The organism is Natrinema limicola JCM 13563 (assembly GCF_000337475.1).
Taxonomy (GTDB): Archaea; Halobacteriota; Halobacteria; order Halobacteriales; family Natrialbaceae; genus Natrinema; species Natrinema limicola.
Genome location: NZ_AOIT01000034.1, coordinates 234,040 through 252,308, shown reverse-complemented (window position 1 = coordinate 252,308; position 18,269 = coordinate 234,040). Strand labels below are relative to the sequence as shown.

General features: G+C 63.4%; 19 protein-coding genes and 1 pseudogene. 13 read left to right on the top strand and 7 right to left on the bottom strand.

Annotation, left to right across the window (positions count from 1 at the left end):
- Positions 1 to 364, bottom strand: a 364-nt coding sequence (locus C476_RS09465; RefSeq protein WP_008012273.1) for a 2-phospho-L-lactate transferase CofD family protein, incomplete at its 3' end; no start/stop codon positions are given.
- A gap of 90 nt (positions 365 to 454) precedes the next feature.
- Complete coding sequence (locus C476_RS09460; protein WP_008012272.1) at positions 455 to 1,888, bottom strand: FAD-binding oxidoreductase; 1,434 nt, start codon at positions 1,886 to 1,888, stop codon at positions 455 to 457.
- A gap of 262 nt (positions 1,889 to 2,150) precedes the next feature.
- On the opposite strand from C476_RS09460, the gene C476_RS09455 reads away from it, so the two are divergent.
- The gene (locus C476_RS09455) at positions 2,151 to 3,548 is read left to right on the top strand and encodes an FAD-binding oxidoreductase (RefSeq protein ID WP_008012269.1); all 1,398 of its coding nucleotides are present in this window, start codon (positions 2,151 to 2,153) and stop codon (positions 3,546 to 3,548) included.
- Positions 3,549 to 3,579: 31 nt separating this feature from the next.
- Here the strand turns inward: C476_RS09455 and C476_RS09450 are convergent, their stop codons facing one another.
- Together C476_RS09450 and C476_RS09445 are read right to left on the bottom strand one after the other, a co-directional pair.
- A complete protein-coding gene (locus C476_RS09450) occupies positions 3,580 to 5,133 on the bottom strand; it encodes a hypothetical protein (RefSeq protein ID WP_008012266.1) in 1,554 nt (517 codons plus the stop codon).
- Between the two features lie 85 nt (positions 5,134 to 5,218).
- Positions 5,219 to 5,950, bottom strand: a complete 732-nt coding sequence (locus C476_RS09445) for a ZIP family metal transporter (RefSeq protein ID WP_008012265.1) — start codon at positions 5,948 to 5,950, stop codon at positions 5,219 to 5,221.
- A gap of 153 nt (positions 5,951 to 6,103) precedes the next feature.
- Between C476_RS09445 and C476_RS09440 the strand changes: the two are divergent.
- A pseudogene (locus tag C476_RS09440) lies at positions 6,104 to 6,411 on the top strand (thiamine-binding protein).
- A gap of 6 nt (positions 6,412 to 6,417) precedes the next feature.
- Here the strand turns inward: C476_RS09440 and C476_RS09435 are convergent.
- The 3 genes from C476_RS09435 to C476_RS09425 form a co-directional block, all read right to left on the bottom strand.
- Positions 6,418 to 7,074: an Ntn hydrolase family protein gene (locus C476_RS09435; protein ID WP_008012261.1), complete on the bottom strand. Its 657-nt coding sequence runs from the start codon at positions 7,072 to 7,074 to the stop codon at positions 6,418 to 6,420.
- 33 nt (positions 7,075 to 7,107) lie between these two features.
- Positions 7,108 to 8,268: a methionine adenosyltransferase gene (locus C476_RS09430; RefSeq protein ID WP_008012260.1), complete on the bottom strand. Its 1,161-nt coding sequence runs from the start codon at positions 8,266 to 8,268 to the stop codon at positions 7,108 to 7,110.
- 122 nt (positions 8,269 to 8,390) lie between these two features.
- The gene (locus tag C476_RS09425; protein WP_008012258.1) at positions 8,391 to 9,398 is read right to left on the bottom strand and encodes a pyridoxal phosphate-dependent aminotransferase; all 1,008 of its coding nucleotides are present in this window, start codon (positions 9,396 to 9,398) and stop codon (positions 8,391 to 8,393) included.
- A 98-nt stretch (positions 9,399 to 9,496) separates the two neighbouring features.
- Here C476_RS09425 and C476_RS09420 point away from each other — a divergent pair, with 98 nt between their 5' ends.
- From C476_RS09420 to C476_RS09365, 11 genes are all read left to right on the top strand, one after another.
- Positions 9,497 to 10,126, top strand: a complete 630-nt coding sequence (locus tag C476_RS09420; RefSeq protein ID WP_008012256.1) for a class I SAM-dependent methyltransferase — start codon at positions 9,497 to 9,499, stop codon at positions 10,124 to 10,126.
- Between the two features lie 170 nt (positions 10,127 to 10,296).
- Positions 10,297 to 10,956, top strand: a complete 660-nt coding sequence (locus C476_RS09415; protein ID WP_008012255.1) for a helix-turn-helix domain-containing protein — start codon at positions 10,297 to 10,299, stop codon at positions 10,954 to 10,956.
- Between the two features lie 59 nt (positions 10,957 to 11,015).
- Positions 11,016 to 11,372, top strand: coding sequence for a HalOD1 output domain-containing protein (locus tag C476_RS09410; RefSeq protein ID WP_008012252.1), 357 nt, complete (start codon positions 11,016 to 11,018; stop codon positions 11,370 to 11,372).
- 108 nt (positions 11,373 to 11,480) lie between these two features.
- Complete coding sequence (ligA, locus tag C476_RS09405) at positions 11,481 to 13,220, top strand: ATP-dependent DNA ligase LigA (protein WP_008012251.1); 1,740 nt, start codon at positions 11,481 to 11,483, stop codon at positions 13,218 to 13,220.
- A 102-nt stretch (positions 13,221 to 13,322) separates the two neighbouring features.
- Complete coding sequence (locus C476_RS09400) at positions 13,323 to 13,886, top strand: OsmC family protein (protein WP_008012250.1); 564 nt, start codon at positions 13,323 to 13,325, stop codon at positions 13,884 to 13,886.
- A gap of 182 nt (positions 13,887 to 14,068) precedes the next feature.
- On the top strand, positions 14,069 to 15,208 hold the full coding sequence (hisC, locus tag C476_RS09395) for a histidinol-phosphate transaminase (RefSeq protein ID WP_008012249.1): 1,140 nt from the start codon (positions 14,069 to 14,071) through the stop codon (positions 15,206 to 15,208).
- Positions 15,205 to 15,759 carry an adenylate kinase family protein gene (locus C476_RS09390; protein ID WP_008012248.1) on the top strand — a complete coding sequence of 185 codons (555 nt, stop codon included), beginning with the start codon at positions 15,205 to 15,207 and terminating at the stop codon, positions 15,757 to 15,759. Before hisC ends, C476_RS09390 begins: the two co-directional genes overlap by 4 nt.
- Entirely contained in the window at positions 15,756 to 16,370 is a 615-nt protein-coding gene (locus C476_RS09385) for a CDP-alcohol phosphatidyltransferase family protein (protein ID WP_008012247.1), read from the top strand. The genes C476_RS09390 and C476_RS09385 overlap by 4 nt, the downstream gene beginning before the upstream one ends.
- A gap of 86 nt (positions 16,371 to 16,456) precedes the next feature.
- Complete coding sequence (locus C476_RS17815; protein WP_083857047.1) at positions 16,457 to 16,999, top strand: multiprotein bridging factor aMBF1; 543 nt, start codon at positions 16,457 to 16,459, stop codon at positions 16,997 to 16,999.
- Positions 17,000 to 17,078: 79 nt separating this feature from the next.
- Positions 17,079 to 17,723 (top strand): triose-phosphate isomerase, encoded by a 645-nt coding sequence (gene tpiA, locus C476_RS09370; protein ID WP_008012244.1) that lies wholly within the window; start codon positions 17,079 to 17,081, stop codon positions 17,721 to 17,723.
- A gap of 71 nt (positions 17,724 to 17,794) precedes the next feature.
- Positions 17,795 to 18,229 carry a hypothetical protein gene (locus tag C476_RS09365; RefSeq protein ID WP_008012242.1) on the top strand — a complete coding sequence of 145 codons (435 nt, stop codon included), beginning with the start codon at positions 17,795 to 17,797 and terminating at the stop codon, positions 18,227 to 18,229.
- Positions 18,230 to 18,269 lie beyond the last annotated feature (40 nt).

Below are 18,269 nucleotides of genomic sequence, written 5' to 3'. Positions count from 1 at the left end.
CGCCGATCGTCATGAACTCCGCGATGCCAGAGAAGCGCCGCCAGTTGGCGAGTCGCCGGCCCGCAGTCTGTTTCTCCTCGGGAAGATACTGTGGCCCCTCGGGCAGTCCTGCAGCCGACGCAATGTCGGCCAGCGCCGCGTTAGTTCGGTGCGTATCGTCCTCGATCCCCCACCACGTCTCGCGGTCGAGGACGCCGCCACCCTGGAACAACAGCGTGTCGACGTCCGGCGAGACGAACAGTCCACCGAGTTCGATGTCGTCGCCCGTGTTGGCGATGACCGTCGTCTCCTCCGGTGAGAACGCGACAGCGGCACCGTCTAACAGCTTCGGCGTTCCGGTGCCTCCGGAGAGGAAAGTTACCATACGCACACCTCTCGAGCGACGTTACTTAATCGCTTTCGGCTCTGTAGCACAGCCAGTGCTGGTGGGTTGCCGGCCGTCCGCGCTGCCCCGTCAGGCACCGGTCGGACGCGGTGGGACGTTCGTGTTCGACCGAAACAGGTTGTCCGGATCGTATTTCGTCTTGACGTCGACCAACCGGTCGTAGTTCTCGCCGTAGAGCAGTTTTGCGGGGTCTTCGTTCAGCCCCGGGAAGTTGCCGTAGCGACCCGAGGCGATCGAAAGCGCCTGTGCCTCGGCAAAGGCCTCACGGACCCATTCCACGTTTGCGTCATCGTCGGCGGCGTCCTCCCAGTTCGCCTCGAAGTTGAGCATGTACGGCTTGTCGCGGTGCCAGAACGCGGTCGCGTCCTGGGGAACGTCGGCGACCGCATCACCGAGGTGCCAGATGTCGATCGTCGAGAGTGCCGACGGTGCCGATTCGTTGTATCGCGTCATGAGGTCGATCACGTCGTCGGTGAGTTCCTCGAGGAAGATCGACTTCCAGTAGTAGCGCAGCCCATCGGGATAGTCCTCGTCGAGCATCGACTGCAGGTCGGCGTAGGCCATCGGCCCGCTCAGGTCGGTGATCGGCGTCGCACGCTCCCGGAACGAACCGAAGATATCCTCGGCGTCGTCGGGGTCGCCCCGGTACGAGCCGAGGAACGCGATCGCCGGCTCGCCCCACGACTCCTCGGGGAACTCTGCGATGTCGGGGACGTGGGCGGTAAATGCGAGGGCGCTTGCGTCTCGCGGTGCGGTCTCGGTCCACTCGCGGAAGGCATCCATAGCGACGGCAGCGTCGTCGCCATGGAACCAGACGAAGAGTGCGTACACGTCGGGGCCGACCTCGTGGAGCGCATACTCGAGAGCGGTGACGACGCCGAAGTTACTACCGCCGCCGCGGATCGCCCAGAACAGGGCCTCGTTCTCGTCGGCGCTGGCATGCCGCAGTTCACCATCGGCCGTCACGATGTCGACGCTGAGCAGGTTGTCAAGTGCCAGCCCGTACTCGCGGCTCAGATGACCGTAGCCGCCGTTGAGCGTCAATCCGGCGACGCCGGTCTCTGACACCACACCGAGTGCCGTCGCGAGGCCGAAACGTTGCGTCTCGAGGTCGACATCACCCAGCGTCGCCCCGCCGTCGACGCGAACCGTTTTCGCCTCGGGATCGACCCGGACGCCGTTCATTTCCGTGAGATCGACGACGAGCCCGCCATCGCAGACAGCCGTCCCGGCCGCGTTGTGCCCGCCACCCCGGACCGCGAGAGGCAGGTCGTGTTCCCGGGCGAAGTCGACGGCTGTGGCGACGTCGTCGACGTCCACACAGCGCGCGACGAGTGCCGGATACCTGTCGATCATCCCGTTCCAGATCTCGCGAGCGTCGTCGTACTCGTCGTCTGACGGACGCAGGACGTCGCCGTGAAATCCCTCGATGAAGGACCGAACGGCGTCGTCTGGGAGCTCGGCGATCGCCTCGCTACCTGCTGATTTGTTCAGTGTTCCCATATGTCACGATATGCGTTCAGCAGCGATAAAACAGTAGTATATCTAATACGATCATCAATCGGATAGATATGTCCGATAAGCTGGAATTGAATTTCTGCGTGCGGATACAAATCGGGCGGCTAACTGTGCGGAGGACTAGCATTCGATCCTCGATCGCCCGTCGATACGCCAGCTCTCGGGTCACTCCTGTCGGCGAACATATCTTAACCATTAATCATGTGTGGCTATATCCCCGTGCGAAGCGTACGAATACCGAGTGACAATGGCAGTTACTACCACACCCGTAGACGACGGTGCAATAGACGGATTCGGCGAGGGGCTTCACGGCGAGTTGCTCCGCCCCGGAGATCCGAACTACGACGAGACGCGAGCGATCTGGAACGGCATGATCGACCGGCGGCCGGCACTCATCGCTCGAGCGATGGGTGTTTCGGACGTGATCGCGGCGGTGAACTTCGCCCGCGAGCACGACATGCTGCTCGCGATTCGCGGTGCCGGACACAACATCGCGGGGAACGCGGTCTGTGACGACGGCCTGATGCTCGACCTTTCGACGATGCGGTCAGTGCAGGTCGATCCGGAAGGGCAGACGGCTCGAGTCGAACCGGGGGCGACCCTCGCCGACTTCGACCACGAAGCACAGGCGTTCGGGCTGGCGACGCCGCTGGGAATCAACTCGACGACCGGCGTCGCGGGACTGACGCTCGGCGGTGGGTTCGGGTGGCTGACTCGCAGGTACGGACTGACGGTGGATAACCTGCGGTTGGTCGATATCGTCACCGCAGACGGCGAACTGCGGCACGCGAGCGACGACGAAAATCCAGATCTCTTCTGGGGGATCCGCGGCGGCGGTGGCAACTTCGGCGTCGTCACGTCGTTCGAGTTCGACCTCCACGAGGTCGGACCGAAGGTACTCACCGGGATGGTCGTCTACCACGGTGCGGACGCACCAAATGTCCTCCGACACGTGCGGGACTTCAACGAAACGGCACCGGACGAGTCGACCGTCTGGATGGTCCTGCGCAAGGCACCACCGCTCCCGTTCCTCCCGGAGGACGTGCACGGCGAGGACGTTCTCGTCGTCGTTCCGTTCTACGCCGGTGACATGGCAGCGGGTGAGGGCGTGCTCGCTCCGATTCGTGAGTACGGCGATCCGATCGTCGATGTCGTCGGTCCACACCAGTACGCCGAGTTCCAGCAAGCGTTCGATCCACTGCTCGAGGAGGGTGCCCGGAACTACTGGAAGTCACACAACTTCAGTACGGTCTCGGACGACGCCATTGATACAGTGGTCGAATACGCACGAGACCTCCCCTCCCCGCTGTCCGAAATCTTCTTCGGACAGCTCGGCGGCGCAATGGGGCGGGTCCCGGCGGACGCGACGGCGTTTCCCCACCGCGACGCGGAATACGGCATGAACGTCCACACGCGCTGGGAGGACCCGGCAGACGATGATCGATGTATCGACTGGTCACGAAAGTTCTTCGATGCCATGGCCCCGTATGCGACCGGCGGCGTCTACATGAACTTCATCAGCGAGGACGAGGGCGAGGAAGCCCTCGCCTACGGGACGAACCAGCAACGGCTGGCCGAGGTCAAGGCCGCGTACGATCCGGAGAACCTGTTCCGGATGAACCAGAACGTCAAACCGGCCCGATAACTTTTTTGGCGATCACACCGCTCGCGAACCGTTAGTCACCGATCCAGTCGGCGAAACTCCCCTCGAGCAACGTCTCCGACTGCCGGCTAACGTAGCGCTGTTGCATCCGCTCGAGCGCACCAGCGAGGTCCGAACCGTCCTCGAGGGCCGCCCGCACCTGTTCGCGCTTCCAGCTCGCGGGGGTTACCTTCTGCCGAACGCGTCGCCGGAGCGGGTAGAGGTACTTGGCGGCGTCTTCCTCGCTCAGCCCGCGGTTGATCAGTCCGTCCTCGGCGTGGGCCAGCAGGTCCTCGTAGAGTTCGAGGCCGTCGGTGACCTCCCGGCCGTCGTTCGTGATCCACGTCAGCTCGGCCTCGAGACCGTCGGTCATCGCCCCATAGAAGTTCTCGCGAGCGAGCTGCCAGTCGAGTTCGTGAACGGGATGCTCGAGTCGAGTGAGACTTTCCATCAGGCCGGCGAAGGCGGCGAGGAACGAGACCGAGTCGCGGACCGTCGGCTGGGCGGGGATCGGCCGGAACTCGATACGGGCGTTGGCCGCCGAGCGCGTCGGGCCGCCGAAGACGGGACGGACCCACCGCCAGTAGGTGCCGTGTTTGCGCCGGAAGTGGGGGAACTGGTCGTCGAAGCGCTCGCCGGGTTCGACCGGCATCGGCACGATCGTATCGTCGTCGACGATCCGGTCGATGGCCTCGTCGACGCTCTCGAGGTCGTGTGGGAACCGGACCTTTCCTTCGCCCGTCGTGGGATCGTTGAGCACGGTTTCGAAGACGCTGATACGGTGTTCCATCCAGCCGTCCCGGAGGATCTCGTCGGCAGTCGCGTCCTCGTCGTACAGATCGGCAGGGAAAAACGGGGAGTTAACGCCGAGTGCAAGCAGCGGACCCGCCACCCGGAGCGCGTAGTTGAAGTATTCGGGGAGGTCGGGCGCGTGCGGAACCTGATAGTGGGGCTGAATCGACGTGATGAGACTCTCGGGCATGACGGTCTCGGCCTGCAACGAGACGTGCGGTGCCTCGATTCGCATCCCCGCGGAGTCGGCCTGGTCAGTGTTGGCCATCGCGTGATACCGGGCGGAGTCGCTCATGTTCGTCGCGATGCGGATCGAGCGATCGTCTCCCTCCGGCGTGGCTGCCGTGCGCTCGACGCTGTCGGTGAGGTAGGTGCCCGCCGACTCGCCTTCGGGCGGAATCGTCCAGAGCCCGTCGCTGACCAGCCGCATCCGCTCGGACTGAGTCACGTTGAGTGCCGTCCGCAGGCGTGCTTTGACTTCCGACTCCTGGGCCGCCAGCCCCGGCGCGTTCAGTGGCTGTGGGCTGGTCGTCATCTCCGCGTTGTGCAAGCCGAGTTCCTTCTCGAAGCCGATCAGCTCGAGCAGCCGGCGTGGAACCCGTCGCAACGTGCAGTCATCAGCCTTGATCGCATAGAATTCGTACTCGAGACCGACGATCGCCTGCGGGTTGTCGAAGACACCCTCCTCGACGGCGTCTTTGATCACCTCGGTGTCCGCCTCGGCCCGCTGGCGGAAGTCAGCAGCGTCGACTGCCAGCACGTCCGCGACCCGTGCGGCGAGTTCCTCCTCTGGCATAGCTCCGAGTGTGCGCCCGACTGACTTCAAAGCACGTTTCTCGAGATGACGACCGATTCGGGACCGACATGGGTTTCGATCCCTCTTATACCGTCCGCGAGAACACGATGAACAGTGCCAGCCCGACGCCGGCCATGAGGGCGACGGTCGAGTGTTTCTGCTCGTGTGCGCTCGCCTCGGGGAGCAGGTGAGATGCGGAGACATAGAGCAACACGCCCGAGACGAAACCGAGCAGCAGTCCCAGGTGGCGCTGGCCCAGTCTGGTAACCAGCGGATAGGCGACGAACGCGCCGAGCGGCGTCGTCAGCGCGGCGATGAAGAACGCGTACACCGCCGCGGTTCGTTCCGTCACGTTCCCTTTCAGCAAGACGAGGTACGTGATGACTCCTTCAGCGAACTCGTGGACGACTAACCCGGTGCCTGCCAGGATCCCAGTCAGGAGGGACACGCTGAACGTGACGGTGTACACGACGCCGTCGACCAGCGAGTGGATCCCGATGCCCTCCGCCGCCGTCACCCCGAACGCGAGACTCTCCTGTTGGGTGCGATACGTGATCAGTTTGTTGGAGAAAAACATGAACAGAAACCCGCCGAGAGCACTGAATCCCGCGTTCGAGTTGTTCGCGATCGCATTCGGAAGCGCGAGCAACAGCGGCGTCGAAAGAAGGACTCCCGCGGCAAAACACATGAAATAAGTGAGGTATCGTTCCGCCCATTCTCGATAGCGGAAGATGGCGACGATCCCCGCACTGTTTACGAGCGCCGCGACGATGGCGAACCCCGCGATCCAGTAGAACTCCGCCGAAACCGCTACCATGGCCGGCCTCCCATACCCTGATCGTTCATCGTGGGTAGGAATGTCGACACCGGGCGGATACATAGGGATAGCGGGGTGTCGAAGGCAGGCCTGCAAACAGCCCTCGTTCGAGCAGGTTGCGCCATTATATCCGCCGACACTGTACCGTCAGACATGACCGCGATCGGTGAACTCAACGTCACTCCCGTTCGAGAGGGCAGTCTGTCCGAAGAAATCGCGAAGGCGATCGACGCGCTCGAGGACAGTCGAGCCACGAGACCAATCCGATGGGGACGATCATCGAAGCCGACGACGCGAGCGAGTTGTTCGACGCCGCAGCGGCAGCACACGCGGCCGTCGACGAAGCGCGAGTGATCACGACGTTGAAAGTCGACGACAAACGAACGGTCGAGCAACGTGCCAGCGACAAGGTCGACGCCGTCGAACGACAGCTGGGACGGGACGCCAGGCGACGCGACTGATCGCCCTTACAGGAGTTCGTCGATCGACTCGTAGTCGGTCGTCTCGACGCCAGCGGCCGTGATTTCGGCGACACGAACGCCGACACCGGTCAGCGCGTCGCGCTCGGCACTGCTCGCGAGGGCACGGCCGGCGACCCGTCGTGCCTCGGCCATCGTGAGCGCTGCCGTCGCGTCGGCTTCGAGGACACCAGCGGCAACTTCCCGTCCGCTTCCGACGACGACGGACTCGTCCTCGAGAACGCCGCCGTCCGGACACAAGCAGAAGACGTGTGGCCCGTCGTCATCGACGCCGCCGAGGACGAACGTCCCCGCTTCGGACTTCGCCCGGAGCTTCTCGGCTGCAACTGTACTCAGTTCCGGCAGCGTCATCGGATCGCCACGTTCGGTCTCGTAGCGGTCGGCCTCGAGTCGGATCGTTTGGACGAACGACTGCATGACGCCGAGGTGGTCGGGCGATCCCATCGCGGCAGTCGGGTGGACCTGCGCGAGCTTCTGAACGCGCTCGCTGCGGACGACAGTACCCTGGCTCGTGCGCGTATCGGCCGCGAGAAGAACGCCGGCTCGCGTCGCGACTCCGACGAGCGTCCCGGCTGTCTCGGAACCGCCGTCGGTCAGCGGCTCCTTGGCCCGCGATCGACTGCTTCGCAGTCGCCGTGCTGTCACTGTAACTCCTCACGGACCCGACGTCGACCAGTGCTAAAACAGTTGCACGTCGCCGGCCACGATGTCACGGGAAAGCGAGTCGATCCCCTCGAGTTCGGCGGCCACGAGCCGCCGGAGTTCGTCGTCGTCGCGTGCCGTCGTCTCCACGTCGATAGCCTGGGGTTCCGCCACCGGCGCGCCGATCTGCGAGAGGAGTTTTACCCCGGTGTACTCGGCGTCGAGTTCCTGATTGACCCGCTCTGCAGCCTTCGTCGCGACGATGTTGTAGAGTTTGCCGACGTGGCTGACCGGGTTCTTGCCGGCCGTCGCCTCGAGGCTCATCGATCGGTGGGGCGTAATGAGGCCGTTGACGCGGTTGCCACGCCCGACGTTCCCGTCATCTCCCATCTCGGCGGAGAGGCCAGTTTCGGTGAGATAGACCGTCTCGGTATCGACGTCATCTGCGGCGTTGACGTCGACATGGACGTCGCGTTCAGTGCGGTCGCTCGCGTAGCGGCTGGCCAGGTTCTCGACTTGCGCGACGACGTCGACGTACTCCTCGAGAGTCGCGACGTGCCGAGAGACGACGGCCGCGGCGACGGTCAGCCGGAGTTCGTCGTCCGTGCGCCAGCCCAGTACCTTGACGTCCTCACCGACCGCCGGAATCTCCTCGCGGATCGCTGGCTCGAGCTCTCGAACGATGCGCTCCGTGTCGGACAGCGGCGCGTAGCCGACGCCGATGCTGGTATCGTTCGCTCGCGTGGCCCCCTGCTCGTCGAACAGCGCTTTCAAATCGGCGGACGTCTCACCGATCCGCGGGTCGAACTCGACCGCGTCGGCAGGGAGGTCGTCGAAGGTCGCGTCGACGTAGTCTCGAGCGGCGTCGACTGCGAGGTTGTCGACCGGAACGTCCTGCCCATCGACGGTCGTGGTCGCCCGGCCGCTGATGAGCACGTAGATCGGGTCGACGATCTCGCCGCCGCCGAACGCTGGCTCCGTCGTCCCGGCGACGAGTTGCACGCTGTCGGTGTTGTGATGAAGGATGTGTCCGAACTCCTCGAGATAGTACTGTGAGAGGCGTCGCGAAACCGCCTCGGCGATCCCATCACAGATCGAATCCGGATGGCCCAGTCCCTTCCGTTCGACGAACTCCGTCGCTCGTGACGTGACGGGATCGTGCTCGAGGTGGTAAACGGAAACCGCGGAGACGTCCATAGACAAAGAGAGAACCGCTGTAACAACCTATACGTTGTCGACGGTACCTGAACCATCAGGAGTATTGGTAGTTGATCGCCAGCGAAACGACAGCGACGGCAGTTCCGACGGTTTCAAGACCATTATAAGATCTCTGCGAGCGCGTTGACGACCCGCTCGTTGTCTTCGGGTCGAGACGTCGTGACCCGCATATAGCCGGGGCCGAGCCGATCGTTCTCGAGTGGTTTGACGACGATGTTTCGCTCTCGTAACTGTGCTGCGACGTCGCGTGCGTCGTGTGGGCTGAAATCCGCGAGGAAGAAGTACGTCTCGCTCGGGAACGTCGTCACTCCCAGCGACTCGAGGTCGTCGGCCAACTGTGTCGCCCACGACTGGAGTCGGTCGATCCGTTCGCGGATCTTCGATTCGTGCTCTATGGTCGCGATCGCGGCGGCTTGACTCGGGCGCGTGAGCGGATAGGCGTCGTTGTTCGCGTTCAGCTCGTCGGCGATGGGTTCGGGGAGGATCGCATAGCCGATGCGAAAGCCCGCGAGGCTGTGTGCTTTCGACAACGTCTGGGTCACGAAGAGGTTGTCGTACTCGGGGACGAGATGGGCAACCGACTCGTCGACGAAATCGACGAACGCCTCGTCGATCAAGAACCGCGTCTCCGGATTGGTCTCGAGGAGGTCCGGAAGCGGACGCATGTCGAAGCCACCCCCGTTCGGGTTGTTCGGATTGACGATGACTGCGAGCGTCGTTTCGTCGGGGATGTCTAGCTGTCGGAGATCGAACTGAAAGTCGGTCTCCGGTTGCAGCCGCGTTTCGGTATACTGCTCGGCGATTTCCGTAAACAGCGGGTAGGTCGGCGTCAGGAGGTGGACGTGTTGGCCGAAGCGATCGAACAACTGACGGAGGATCAGTTCGGAGCCTGCGTTGACGTGGATCTGTGCGGGTCGAACGCCGAGCCGGTCGGCGAGGACCTCGCGCAGCGGGTTGGAATAGGGCTCTGTATAGTGATTACTGTGTGGGACCTCGTTCGTGGCAGCAGCGATCGCTTCATCGATCGGTGGCAGTGGGTTCTCACAGAGCAGCAGTCTGACGCCGTCGGCCTCGGCGCTACCCTTCTCTGCCGTTGACGAGTCAGTCATGTCGAGACCTACGAGCCATATCACCACAAACCTTTCATGGGTTCATAACAGCACTGTCGTCCCCAATATTGGTAGTACCACGCAGCCTACGTGCAGGCATGCCCAAAACAGCCCCGTTCGAGGAACACACCGACCGGTACGAAGACTGGTTCGACGCCCACGACGACGCCTACAGATCCGAGCTGAATGCACTGCGACGACTCATCCCGAAATCCGGCCGCGGGATCGAAATCGGCGTCGGCAGCGCACGCTTTGCCGAACCCCTCGGGCTCGACATCGGCATCGATCCTGCCGGGGCGATGCTCAAGCGCGCTCAAGCACGGGGGATCGACGTGGTCAGGGGAGTCGCCGAATCGCTCCCCTTCCGAGACGAGAGCTTCGATACCGCGTTGATCGTGACGACAATCTGTTTCGTCGACGACATCCCGCAAACGCTCGCCGAAGCCGATCGCATCCTCAGGCCGTCGGGCAGTCTCGTGATCGGCTACATCGACAAAGACAGTCCCGTCGGCCAGCAATATCAGGAGAAAAAAGCACAGAACCCGTTCTATCGCGACGCGACGTTCGTTTCGACGGATGAACTCGTCGACGCACTCGAGGCAGCTGGCTTTACCGACTTCGAGTTCGTCCAGACGATCTACCACTGGCTCGACGAGATCGACAGCCCTGAACCGATCGAGGAGGGGTACGGCGACGGCTCGTTCGTCGGGATCAAAGCGACCAGATAGCTGTCGTCAGCGTAACAAAAAGGTATGTTTTCTCTGCGATCCTACACGCCGGACGGAATGTGTACTCGAGATCACACCGCCGAGGCGAGACTGATAACGGCCGATGGCCCGCCACCGTGTCCAGCCGAGGCTACTGAACGAATCGTTGGAACTCCCGATGGGCGATCCGAATGAGTTTCATTGCGGAGTATACGCTCTCGAATCCGATCCTGTATGAGACCAGGGAAGCGGTCCCCGAGATCACCGTCGAAGTCGAAGACGAGCAGCCGGCGCTGGAAGACGACTCGCGGCTAACCCTCTGGGCACGGGGACAAGAAAGCGACCTCGATCGATTCTTCCGAAAGGTTCCAGACGATCCGACTATTACGAGCTTCGAGACGCTCGCGGAACTCTCCGGCCGACGGCTCTTTCGTATCACCTTATCGTCGGCAGGCGAACGTGGCCTGACGTATCTCGATGCGATCGAACTCGGGATCACGTTTCTCGAGATCAAAGCGATGGGGACGACGATGGAGTATCGCGCGCAGATCCCGAGCCGCGAGGCGCTCTCGAGCTATCGTGATCGATGTGACGAGGCTGACCTCTCGTTTACGCTCCGTCGCCTCTATCAAAACGATGCGGAAGCGTCGGCCAAATACGGTCTCACCGCTCGCCAGCGTGACGTGTTATATTGCGCGCTGGAACAAGGCTACTTCGAGGTGCCGCGTGAGACCTCGGCAGAAGAGTTAGCCGAGGAGTTCGAAATCTCGAGTCAAGCGCTCTCGGCGCTCATTCGGCGCGGCCAGAAGGCGCTCGTCCGGAGCACGATCGCAAACGACAGGGATAGTTAAACCATTGATCACTAAACCCGGGTAGTCACCAGTCAATAGCAGTTCATACTGGTATACTGATGGCCACGAGACAAAATCGATCCACGCACGCAGACGCCGATGTCCGTCGGGAACCGCTCACCTACACCGCGGCCGACGACGAGTCTCTGAGCGACGCTGTCATCGCGGCATTACGGGAGGCCGAGGGTGTGACATCCGAGTCGGATTCGAGTGCGACCATGGAAACCGTCGGCGTTCTCACGCCGCTTTTCGAGACGATCGATCCCGACGCGCTCAATGCCCTGTTCAGTCCGACCTACAGCGGTGACACACGAACCGGGTCGGTAACGTTCACCCATGACGGCTACGACGTGACCGTGACTGCCACAGGAGAGGTCACCGTCTCGAATCCGTCGTCTGCGTCCGATCTCGACTGAATTCACACTCGCTTCGGCCCGTCCACTGCAGACCGCGCCGTTCTATCGCCACTGCATTACGACCCCGTCTCAGAACCGTTTTACTGCTCCCGGTAAGAGACACCGCCGATGGAGTTCGCCACGTTCGCCGACCGCGCCGGGACGATCGACGACGAAGCCGCCGACCTCGAGATCGTCACCCACGTTCGGGACCTGCTCGCCGACGCCGGCGACGACACTGACGAGGGGGCCGAGCCACAGACACTCGAGCTCGTCGCGCGCTTCGCCCAGGGCCGGGTGTTTCCGGCCTGGGACTCGACGACGCTGGATATCGGGCCGAGTGCGTGTTACGAGGCGATCGCCCGCGCGGCGGGAACGAACATCAGCGCCGACGACGTCGAGGACCGACTCGCCGAGGTCGGCGAGATCGGCGACGTAGCCGCGAGCTACGACTTCGGTGGCCAGCAGGGGCTCAGTGCGTTCACTGGTGGTGGAGTTGGCGGTGACGACGACCTCACCGTCCGTGAGGTCTACGAGACACTCGAGGACCTCGCCCACGCTGAGGGGTCGGGGAGCCAGGACCGCAAGGTCGACCTGCTCTTTGGGCTATTCAATCGCTGCTCGAGCGAGGAGGCTCGCTATCTCGCCCGTATCGTTCTCTCGGAGATGCGCATCGGCGTCGGCGAGGGGACTGTCCGCGACGCCATCGCCGCGGCGTTCGACGTACCCGAAGACCGCGTCGAACGCGCGCTGCAGGTCTCGAACGACTACGGCCGGGTCGCCCGGATCGCCCGCGACGAGGGACGCGAAGGGCTGGACGCGATGGACCTCGAGGTCGGTCGGCCCGTCCAGGCGATGCTCGCACAGGCCGGAACGGTGACTGATGCGCTCGAGGAGTGGGAGGAAGCCGCTGTCGAGTGGAAATACGACGGCGCGCGGATTCAATTGCACTACGAACCCGGCGGCTCCGAGTCAGCGGAGACGCGCGTCTTCTCACGAAACATGGAAGAGGTCACCGACGCCCTGCCGGAAGTCGTCGAGTTCGCCGACGGCACGCTCGAGGGGCCCGCGATCCTCGACGGCGAGGTCGTCGCAATCGACGAGGACGGCTCACCACTGCCGTTTCAGGAGGTGCTCAAGCGGTTCCGACGCAAACACGACGTTGCGAAGGCCCGAGAGGACGTCACGGTGCGGCCGGTCTTCTTCGATTGCCTGCACGCTGACGGCGAGGATTTGCTCGCAGAGCCGCTGACGACCCGCCACGACCGGCTCCGGTCGGTGCTGGCCGGTTCCGGAGGTGACACCGACGCCGTCGACGACGAAGACGTGGAGGGACTCTCCCTGCTCTGGCTGACCGACGATCCCGACGAGATCGAGTCGATCGACGCCGACGCGCTCGAGGGTGGCCACGAAGGCATCATGCTCAAAGACCCCGACTCAACGTACTCGCCGGGCCGCCGCGGGAAACACTGGCGCAAGCGCAAGCCGGATGTGGAGACGCTCGATTGCGTCGTCACTGGTGCAGAGTGGGGAGAGGGTCGGCGTGCGACCTTCCTCGGGACCTTCGAACTGTCCGTGCAGGCTGGCGACGACCTCGAGACGGTCGGCAAGGTCGCGACCGGCATCACCGACGACAAACTCGCGGAGCTGACGGAGCTGCTCGAGCCCCATATCGCGACCGAAGACGGGCAGGACGTCGATATCGAGCCCGCGGTCGTCTTCGAGGTCGGCTACGAAGAGATCCAGTCGTCGCCGACGTACTCCTCGGGGTATGCGCTTCGTTTCCCGCGATTCCAGGGGGTACGCCACGACAAGGATCCGGCTGATGCCGATAGCCTCGAGCGCGTAGAGCGGCTACGATCGGTGTGACACCTTGTGAGACAGAGTCGACGGACGGAGCTGACTGCTTGCGTGAGTGTATCTAGCTAGGTTATGCTCTTGCTCGTTGTAGAGTGCAATGGTGATTCAGTAATGGCAACGACTGAAAAGACCGAAATCAACGGTGTTGACGTGTCCGCCCTCGAGGGGGCAGCCGAAGCGATTAGCGACGACACTGATGTCGGCAGGTTCCAATTCCGGGCTGAGACCGAGTGGGAGGACGCCCTCAAGGCGACAACGACGATCGACGCGTTCGAGCAGGCGGGCGAGACGATCCACACCCGTGAGTTCACGCTTCAGGGCGACGAACCCGAACAGATTCTGGGGGAGCGAACGGCACCGAATGCCGTCGAACTCCTGCTCGGCGCACTCGGATCATGTCTCAGTGTCGGCTACGCAGCGAACGCCGCAGCCATGGATATCGAACTCGACGACCTCCGCTTCGAGATGGAGGGAGACGTCGACCTCCGTGGCTTCCTCGGAATTTCCGAGGACGTTCGTCCCGGCTACGAAACGATCCGGTGTACGACGTACGTCTCCACCGATGCTCCCGAGGAACAACTCGAGGAACTGCGCGAACGCGTCGAGGCGACGTCACCCCTGATGGATGTCATCACCACTGACGTGCCCCTCGAAACCCAACTCATCAGTGAGTGAACTACCGACCGCGCCACCATATTTTTCACCGTAACGGAATCAACTGCTGTCCCCGTTGAGCGGTCAGTACACAGTTGTCGTTCGTCACGACCAGCACACACCACAGCAGCGCGGACAGGCGACGATGGCCACGTTGACCATATGTGAGCACTCTTAAGACCCGTCACAAACTGGATCCTCGTATGCAACCGCGCGACCTGTCCGATCACGTCGCATACGAGGCGGGTCGAGGCATCGAGGAGGTCGCCCGCGAACTCGGGCGCGACCCCTCGGAGTTCATCAAACTCGCCTCGAACGAGAACCCACACGGACCCTCGCCGGCGGCCACCGTGGCCATCCGGGAGACGGCTTCGGACGTGAGTTCCTACCCCAAAGCCGCCCACGCCGATCTGACGACCGCTATCGCAAGCCGCTGGAACGTCGCCGACGAACAGGTCTGGCTGGCCAACGGCGGCGACGGCGCGATCGATTATCTCCACCGAGCGACCCTCGAGCCTAGCGACGATATCCTCGTCCCCAGACCCGGCTTCGCTTATTACGGGATGAGCTCCCGGTTTCACCACGGCGACGTCCGCGAGTACGAACTCTCGCGGGCCGACGACTTCCGACAGGACGCCGACGTCGTCCTCGATGCCTACGACGACGAGCGCGTGATCTGGCTGACGAGCCCGCACAACCCGACCGGCTCGACGATGCCGCTTTCGGAAATCGAACGCCTCGCCGACGAAACCGACGATGAGACGCTGGTCGTCGTCGACGAGGCCTACGGCGAGTTCGCCGATCGAGAGAGCGCGATCGCACTGATCGAAGGCTGGGACGAATTCGACGCACGCGACGACGTGGCGGTCCTGCGGACGTTCTCGAAAGCGTACGGGCTGGCCGGCGTCCGACTCGGTTACGCCGTCGTGCCCGACGAGTGGGCGGATGCCTATACCCGTGTGAACACGCCCTTCGCGGCGAGCGAACTCGCCTGCCGGGCCGGCCTCGCCGCAATCGAGGACGAGGAACACGTCGTCCGCACCGTCGAGACGACCCGTGAGTCTCGCGCATACATGCAGGATACCATCGACGCCCACGTCTGGGAAAGCGAGGGCAACTTCGTCCTCGTCGACGTCGGCGACGCCTCCGCGGTCGCCACCGAGATGCAAGAACGCGGCGTCATCGTTCGAGATTGCTCGAGTTTCGGCCTCCCCGGCTGTATTCGGATTACCTGTGGCACCGAAGACGAGACCGAGCGCGCGGTCGACACGCTCAACGACGTGCTTGCGGACCTCGACGTGGACGCGGCCGACGACCCGGACGCGGAGGTGGCCGATCCGTGAGAGTCGCCGTCACCGGCACCCCCGGAACTGGCAAGACGACGGCGACGGAGCTACTCGAGGCCCGACTGGCCGATTCGGACGCCGAAAGCGAGAACGAGCCAACGCCCGACCTCGACGTGATCCATCTCAACCAGGTGCTGGAGGACGAGGCACTCTACACCGAAGTCGACGCGGATCGTGAGAGCAAGATCGCTGACCTCGAGGCACTGAGCGACTGGCTCGAGGGCCGCGACGACGTCGTGATCGAATCCCATCTCGCACATCACTTCGACGCCGATCGGGTCGCCGTCTTGCGCTGTCACCCCGAGACGCTCGAGGAGCGGTTGCGTGAACGCGGCGAGACCGACGCAAAGGCGATCGAAAACGCCGAGAGCGAGGCGCTTGACGTAATCCTCTCGGAGGCCGTCGAAGAACACGGTCTGGAGTCGGTCTACGAGATCGATACGACCGACCGCGATCCCGCGGCCGTCGCGGACGAACTCGCGGCGGTCGCGGCGGGCGAGCGCGAGCCAAGCGCAGGCGACGTCGACTTCATGGACTACCTAACATGACGCTCGACAAGTTTCGACCGTACGTCTCGGGTGCCCTCGATCCGTTCGTGAAGGGATTCGACCGTGTCGGGATGACGCCTAACGGCGTGAGCGTGCTCGCGTTCGGGATGGCGGTGCTGGCCGCGGTGGCGTTCGCACTCGGCGGCCTCGAGGATCCCGTCTGGTACGCCGTCGCGGCGGGGCTCGTCTTCCTGAACGGCTGGCTCGACATCGTCGACGGCGCGCTCGCGCGCGAACAGGAGGTCGCCTCGGCCGGCGGCGACCTGCTGGATCACGTCCTCGACCGGTATGCGGACATCGTCGTCATCGCCGGGCTGGCTGCAGGCCTCGAGAACTACCTGCTCGGCTTTGCCGCCGTAACCGGCGTGGTCATGACCTCCTATCTCGGCACGCAGGCCCAGGCCGTCGGCCTCGATCGGGTTTATGGCGGCCTCGTCGGCCGTGCAGACCGGCTGGCGATCATCGGACTGGTCGGCTTGCTGGCCTACCCGCTCTCGGGACCGGTCGTCGGTGACTTTACCCTCATCGGCCTGCTGTTGGTCTTCCTCGCAGTCGTCGGCCACCTGACTGCACTCCAGCGCTTTTACTACTCCTGGGCCGCCCTCGAGTGAGCGTGCGTTTTCGGCCGTTGCCCGGGTCTTCCGTCGTCTGAAACGACGCCGTGTCCTTTATCCCTCGGCGCGATATAGAATTGTGTATGGTTCAGTGCGAGATGTGTGGGGCCGAGACGTCGTCCCCGAAGACGATCAAAGTCGAGGGTGCGAAGCTAGACGTGTGTTCGAACTGCACGGACTTCGGCACTGAAGTCAAACAGACCTCGAGTTCGAGCACGTCGACCAAGTACTCGACCGGCTCGAGTTCGTCTTCGTCGAGCAGTGGGAGCCAGTCGACATCGACGTCGACGACCTCGAGTTCCGGTGGCTCGAGCCAGCGGCGCTCGGACATGTTCGACGACATGGACGAACTCGCGACCGATTACGACGATCGTGTCCGCAACGCTCGCGAGAGCAAGGGGCTGAGCCAGTCCGAGTTGGCAAACGAACTCAACGAGAAAGCAAGCCTCATCCGCAAGATCGAACGCGGTGACACCCTCCCGAGCGACCGCGTCCAGTCCAAACTCGAGAACTTCCTCGAGATCGACCTGAGCGCACAGGGGAGTTCCGGCGAGGATTCGGAGTGGTCCGGTGGCTCGTCGACGGGTAGTTACACCCTCGGCGACGTCGTCAAGCGCAAAGACTGACGTGTGACGCGGGGCGTGTCTGCAGAGTCCGCGTCGCCGACTCGCAAGCTATTTCTTCCGTGCGAGTGCGGTTGCCGATATGTTCGTCTTAGTCAACCTGAAGACCTATCCGTGTGATCCAGTCGCAGTCGCGGAAGCCGTCCGTGATGTCAACGAAACCACCGACGCCAGAGTCGCCGTTGCACCGCCGGCAGCCCACATCGAGCGTGTCGCCGAGACGGGCGCGGAGACGTGGGCCCAGCATGTCGATCCGATCGAGCACGGAAGCAACACCGGCCACACCCTCGCCGAACACGTCGCCGACGCGGGGGCGGTCGGCACCCTGATCAACCACTCCGAGCAACGGCTGAAACTGGCCGACATCGACGGTGCCGTCCAAGCAGCCGAACGGGCCGACCTCGAGACGGTCGTCTGTGCGAACAATCCAGCCCAGATCGGCGCAGCCGCGGCGCTTGGGCCCGACGCCGTCGCCGTCGAGCCCCCGGAACTCATCGGCACCGGCACACCGGTCAGTCAGGCCGATCCCGACGTCGTCGAGGACGCCGTCGACGCTGCGACGAGCGTCGATGCAGACGTCTCAGTCCTCTGTGGGGCCGGTATCAGTACGGGCGACGACGTCGTCGCCGCAGGCGACCTCGGCTCGGAGGGCGTCCTGCTCGCAAGCGGCGTCGCAAAAGCCGACGACCCGAAAGCGGCGCTCGAAGACCTCGTCGCGCCGTTGTAAGTCGCTTCACGAGCGAGAGCCGACACACGCGCCGCCGACCGACTTTTCTCTGTGCCCGTCGAACGACACGTATGACCGACGACAGGGCCACTACCGAGCGCGATTCGGCAACCGGGGAACGTCCAATCGCCGTGACGCTCGAGAATCGCCTGATGGGCCACGGCATCTACCTGACGTCGTTCGCGTGGAAAGACGAGAGTGAGCCGCCTGCCGAAGACGGTGCCGGCATCGAACTCGCCTACGAGGTGGTCACCGAGGCGTCAGGGATCACGCGCAACGAAGTCGGCGCGGTGTTGCGGACGCTGCTGACGATCGGCGACGAACGCTCGTGGACGCCGGGCCGGCTTGAGGTGACGTCGCTGACGACCGAGGGAGACATCCGCGGCTGGTGGTACGTCGAACGCGAGTGGTTCGAGCAACTGGGGTCGGACCTTTCCCAACTCGAGTTTTCCCAACGTGTCCTCTCGACGATCAAAAATTACCGACCGGAACACGACAGTAGTTAAATGCAAGTCTGACATAGGTTAATAATGGTGCGGGCGCCTG

What these genes read in the sequence shown, in the direction of transcription:
- C476_RS09460 (WP_008012272.1), bottom strand. Translation starts at nt 1,888, where the DNA reads ATGGGAACACTGAACAAATCAGCAGGTAGCGAGGCGATCGCCGAGCTC.
- C476_RS09455 (WP_008012269.1), top strand. Translation starts at nt 2,151, where the DNA reads ATGGCAGTTACTACCACACCCGTAGACGACGGTGCAATAGACGGATTC.
- C476_RS09450 (WP_008012266.1), bottom strand. Translation starts at nt 5,133, where the DNA reads ATGCCAGAGGAGGAACTCGCCGCACGGGTCGCGGACGTGCTGGCAGTC.
- C476_RS09445 (WP_008012265.1), bottom strand. Translation starts at nt 5,950, where the DNA reads ATGGTAGCGGTTTCGGCGGAGTTCTACTGGATCGCGGGGTTCGCCATC.
- C476_RS09430 (WP_008012260.1), bottom strand. Translation starts at nt 8,268, where the DNA reads ATGGACGTCTCCGCGGTTTCCGTTTACCACCTCGAGCACGATCCCGTC.
- C476_RS09425 (WP_008012258.1), bottom strand. Translation starts at nt 9,398, where the DNA reads ATGACTGACTCGTCAACGGCAGAGAAGGGTAGCGCCGAGGCCGACGGC.
- C476_RS09420 (WP_008012256.1), top strand. Translation starts at nt 9,497, where the DNA reads ATGCCCAAAACAGCCCCGTTCGAGGAACACACCGACCGGTACGAAGAC.
- C476_RS09415 (WP_008012255.1), top strand. Translation starts at nt 10,297, where the DNA reads ATGAGTTTCATTGCGGAGTATACGCTCTCGAATCCGATCCTGTATGAG.
- C476_RS09410 (WP_008012252.1), top strand. Translation starts at nt 11,016, where the DNA reads ATGGCCACGAGACAAAATCGATCCACGCACGCAGACGCCGATGTCCGT.
- ligA (WP_008012251.1), top strand. Translation starts at nt 11,481, where the DNA reads ATGGAGTTCGCCACGTTCGCCGACCGCGCCGGGACGATCGACGACGAA.
- C476_RS09400 (WP_008012250.1), top strand. Translation starts at nt 13,323, where the DNA reads ATGGCAACGACTGAAAAGACCGAAATCAACGGTGTTGACGTGTCCGCC.
- hisC (WP_008012249.1), top strand. Translation starts at nt 14,069, where the DNA reads ATGCAACCGCGCGACCTGTCCGATCACGTCGCATACGAGGCGGGTCGA.
- C476_RS09385 (WP_008012247.1), top strand. Translation starts at nt 15,756, where the DNA reads ATGACGCTCGACAAGTTTCGACCGTACGTCTCGGGTGCCCTCGATCCG.
- C476_RS17815 (WP_083857047.1), top strand. Translation starts at nt 16,457, where the DNA reads ATGGTTCAGTGCGAGATGTGTGGGGCCGAGACGTCGTCCCCGAAGACG.
- tpiA (WP_008012244.1), top strand. Translation starts at nt 17,079, where the DNA reads ATGTTCGTCTTAGTCAACCTGAAGACCTATCCGTGTGATCCAGTCGCA.
- C476_RS09365 (WP_008012242.1), top strand. Translation starts at nt 17,795, where the DNA reads ATGACCGACGACAGGGCCACTACCGAGCGCGATTCGGCAACCGGGGAA.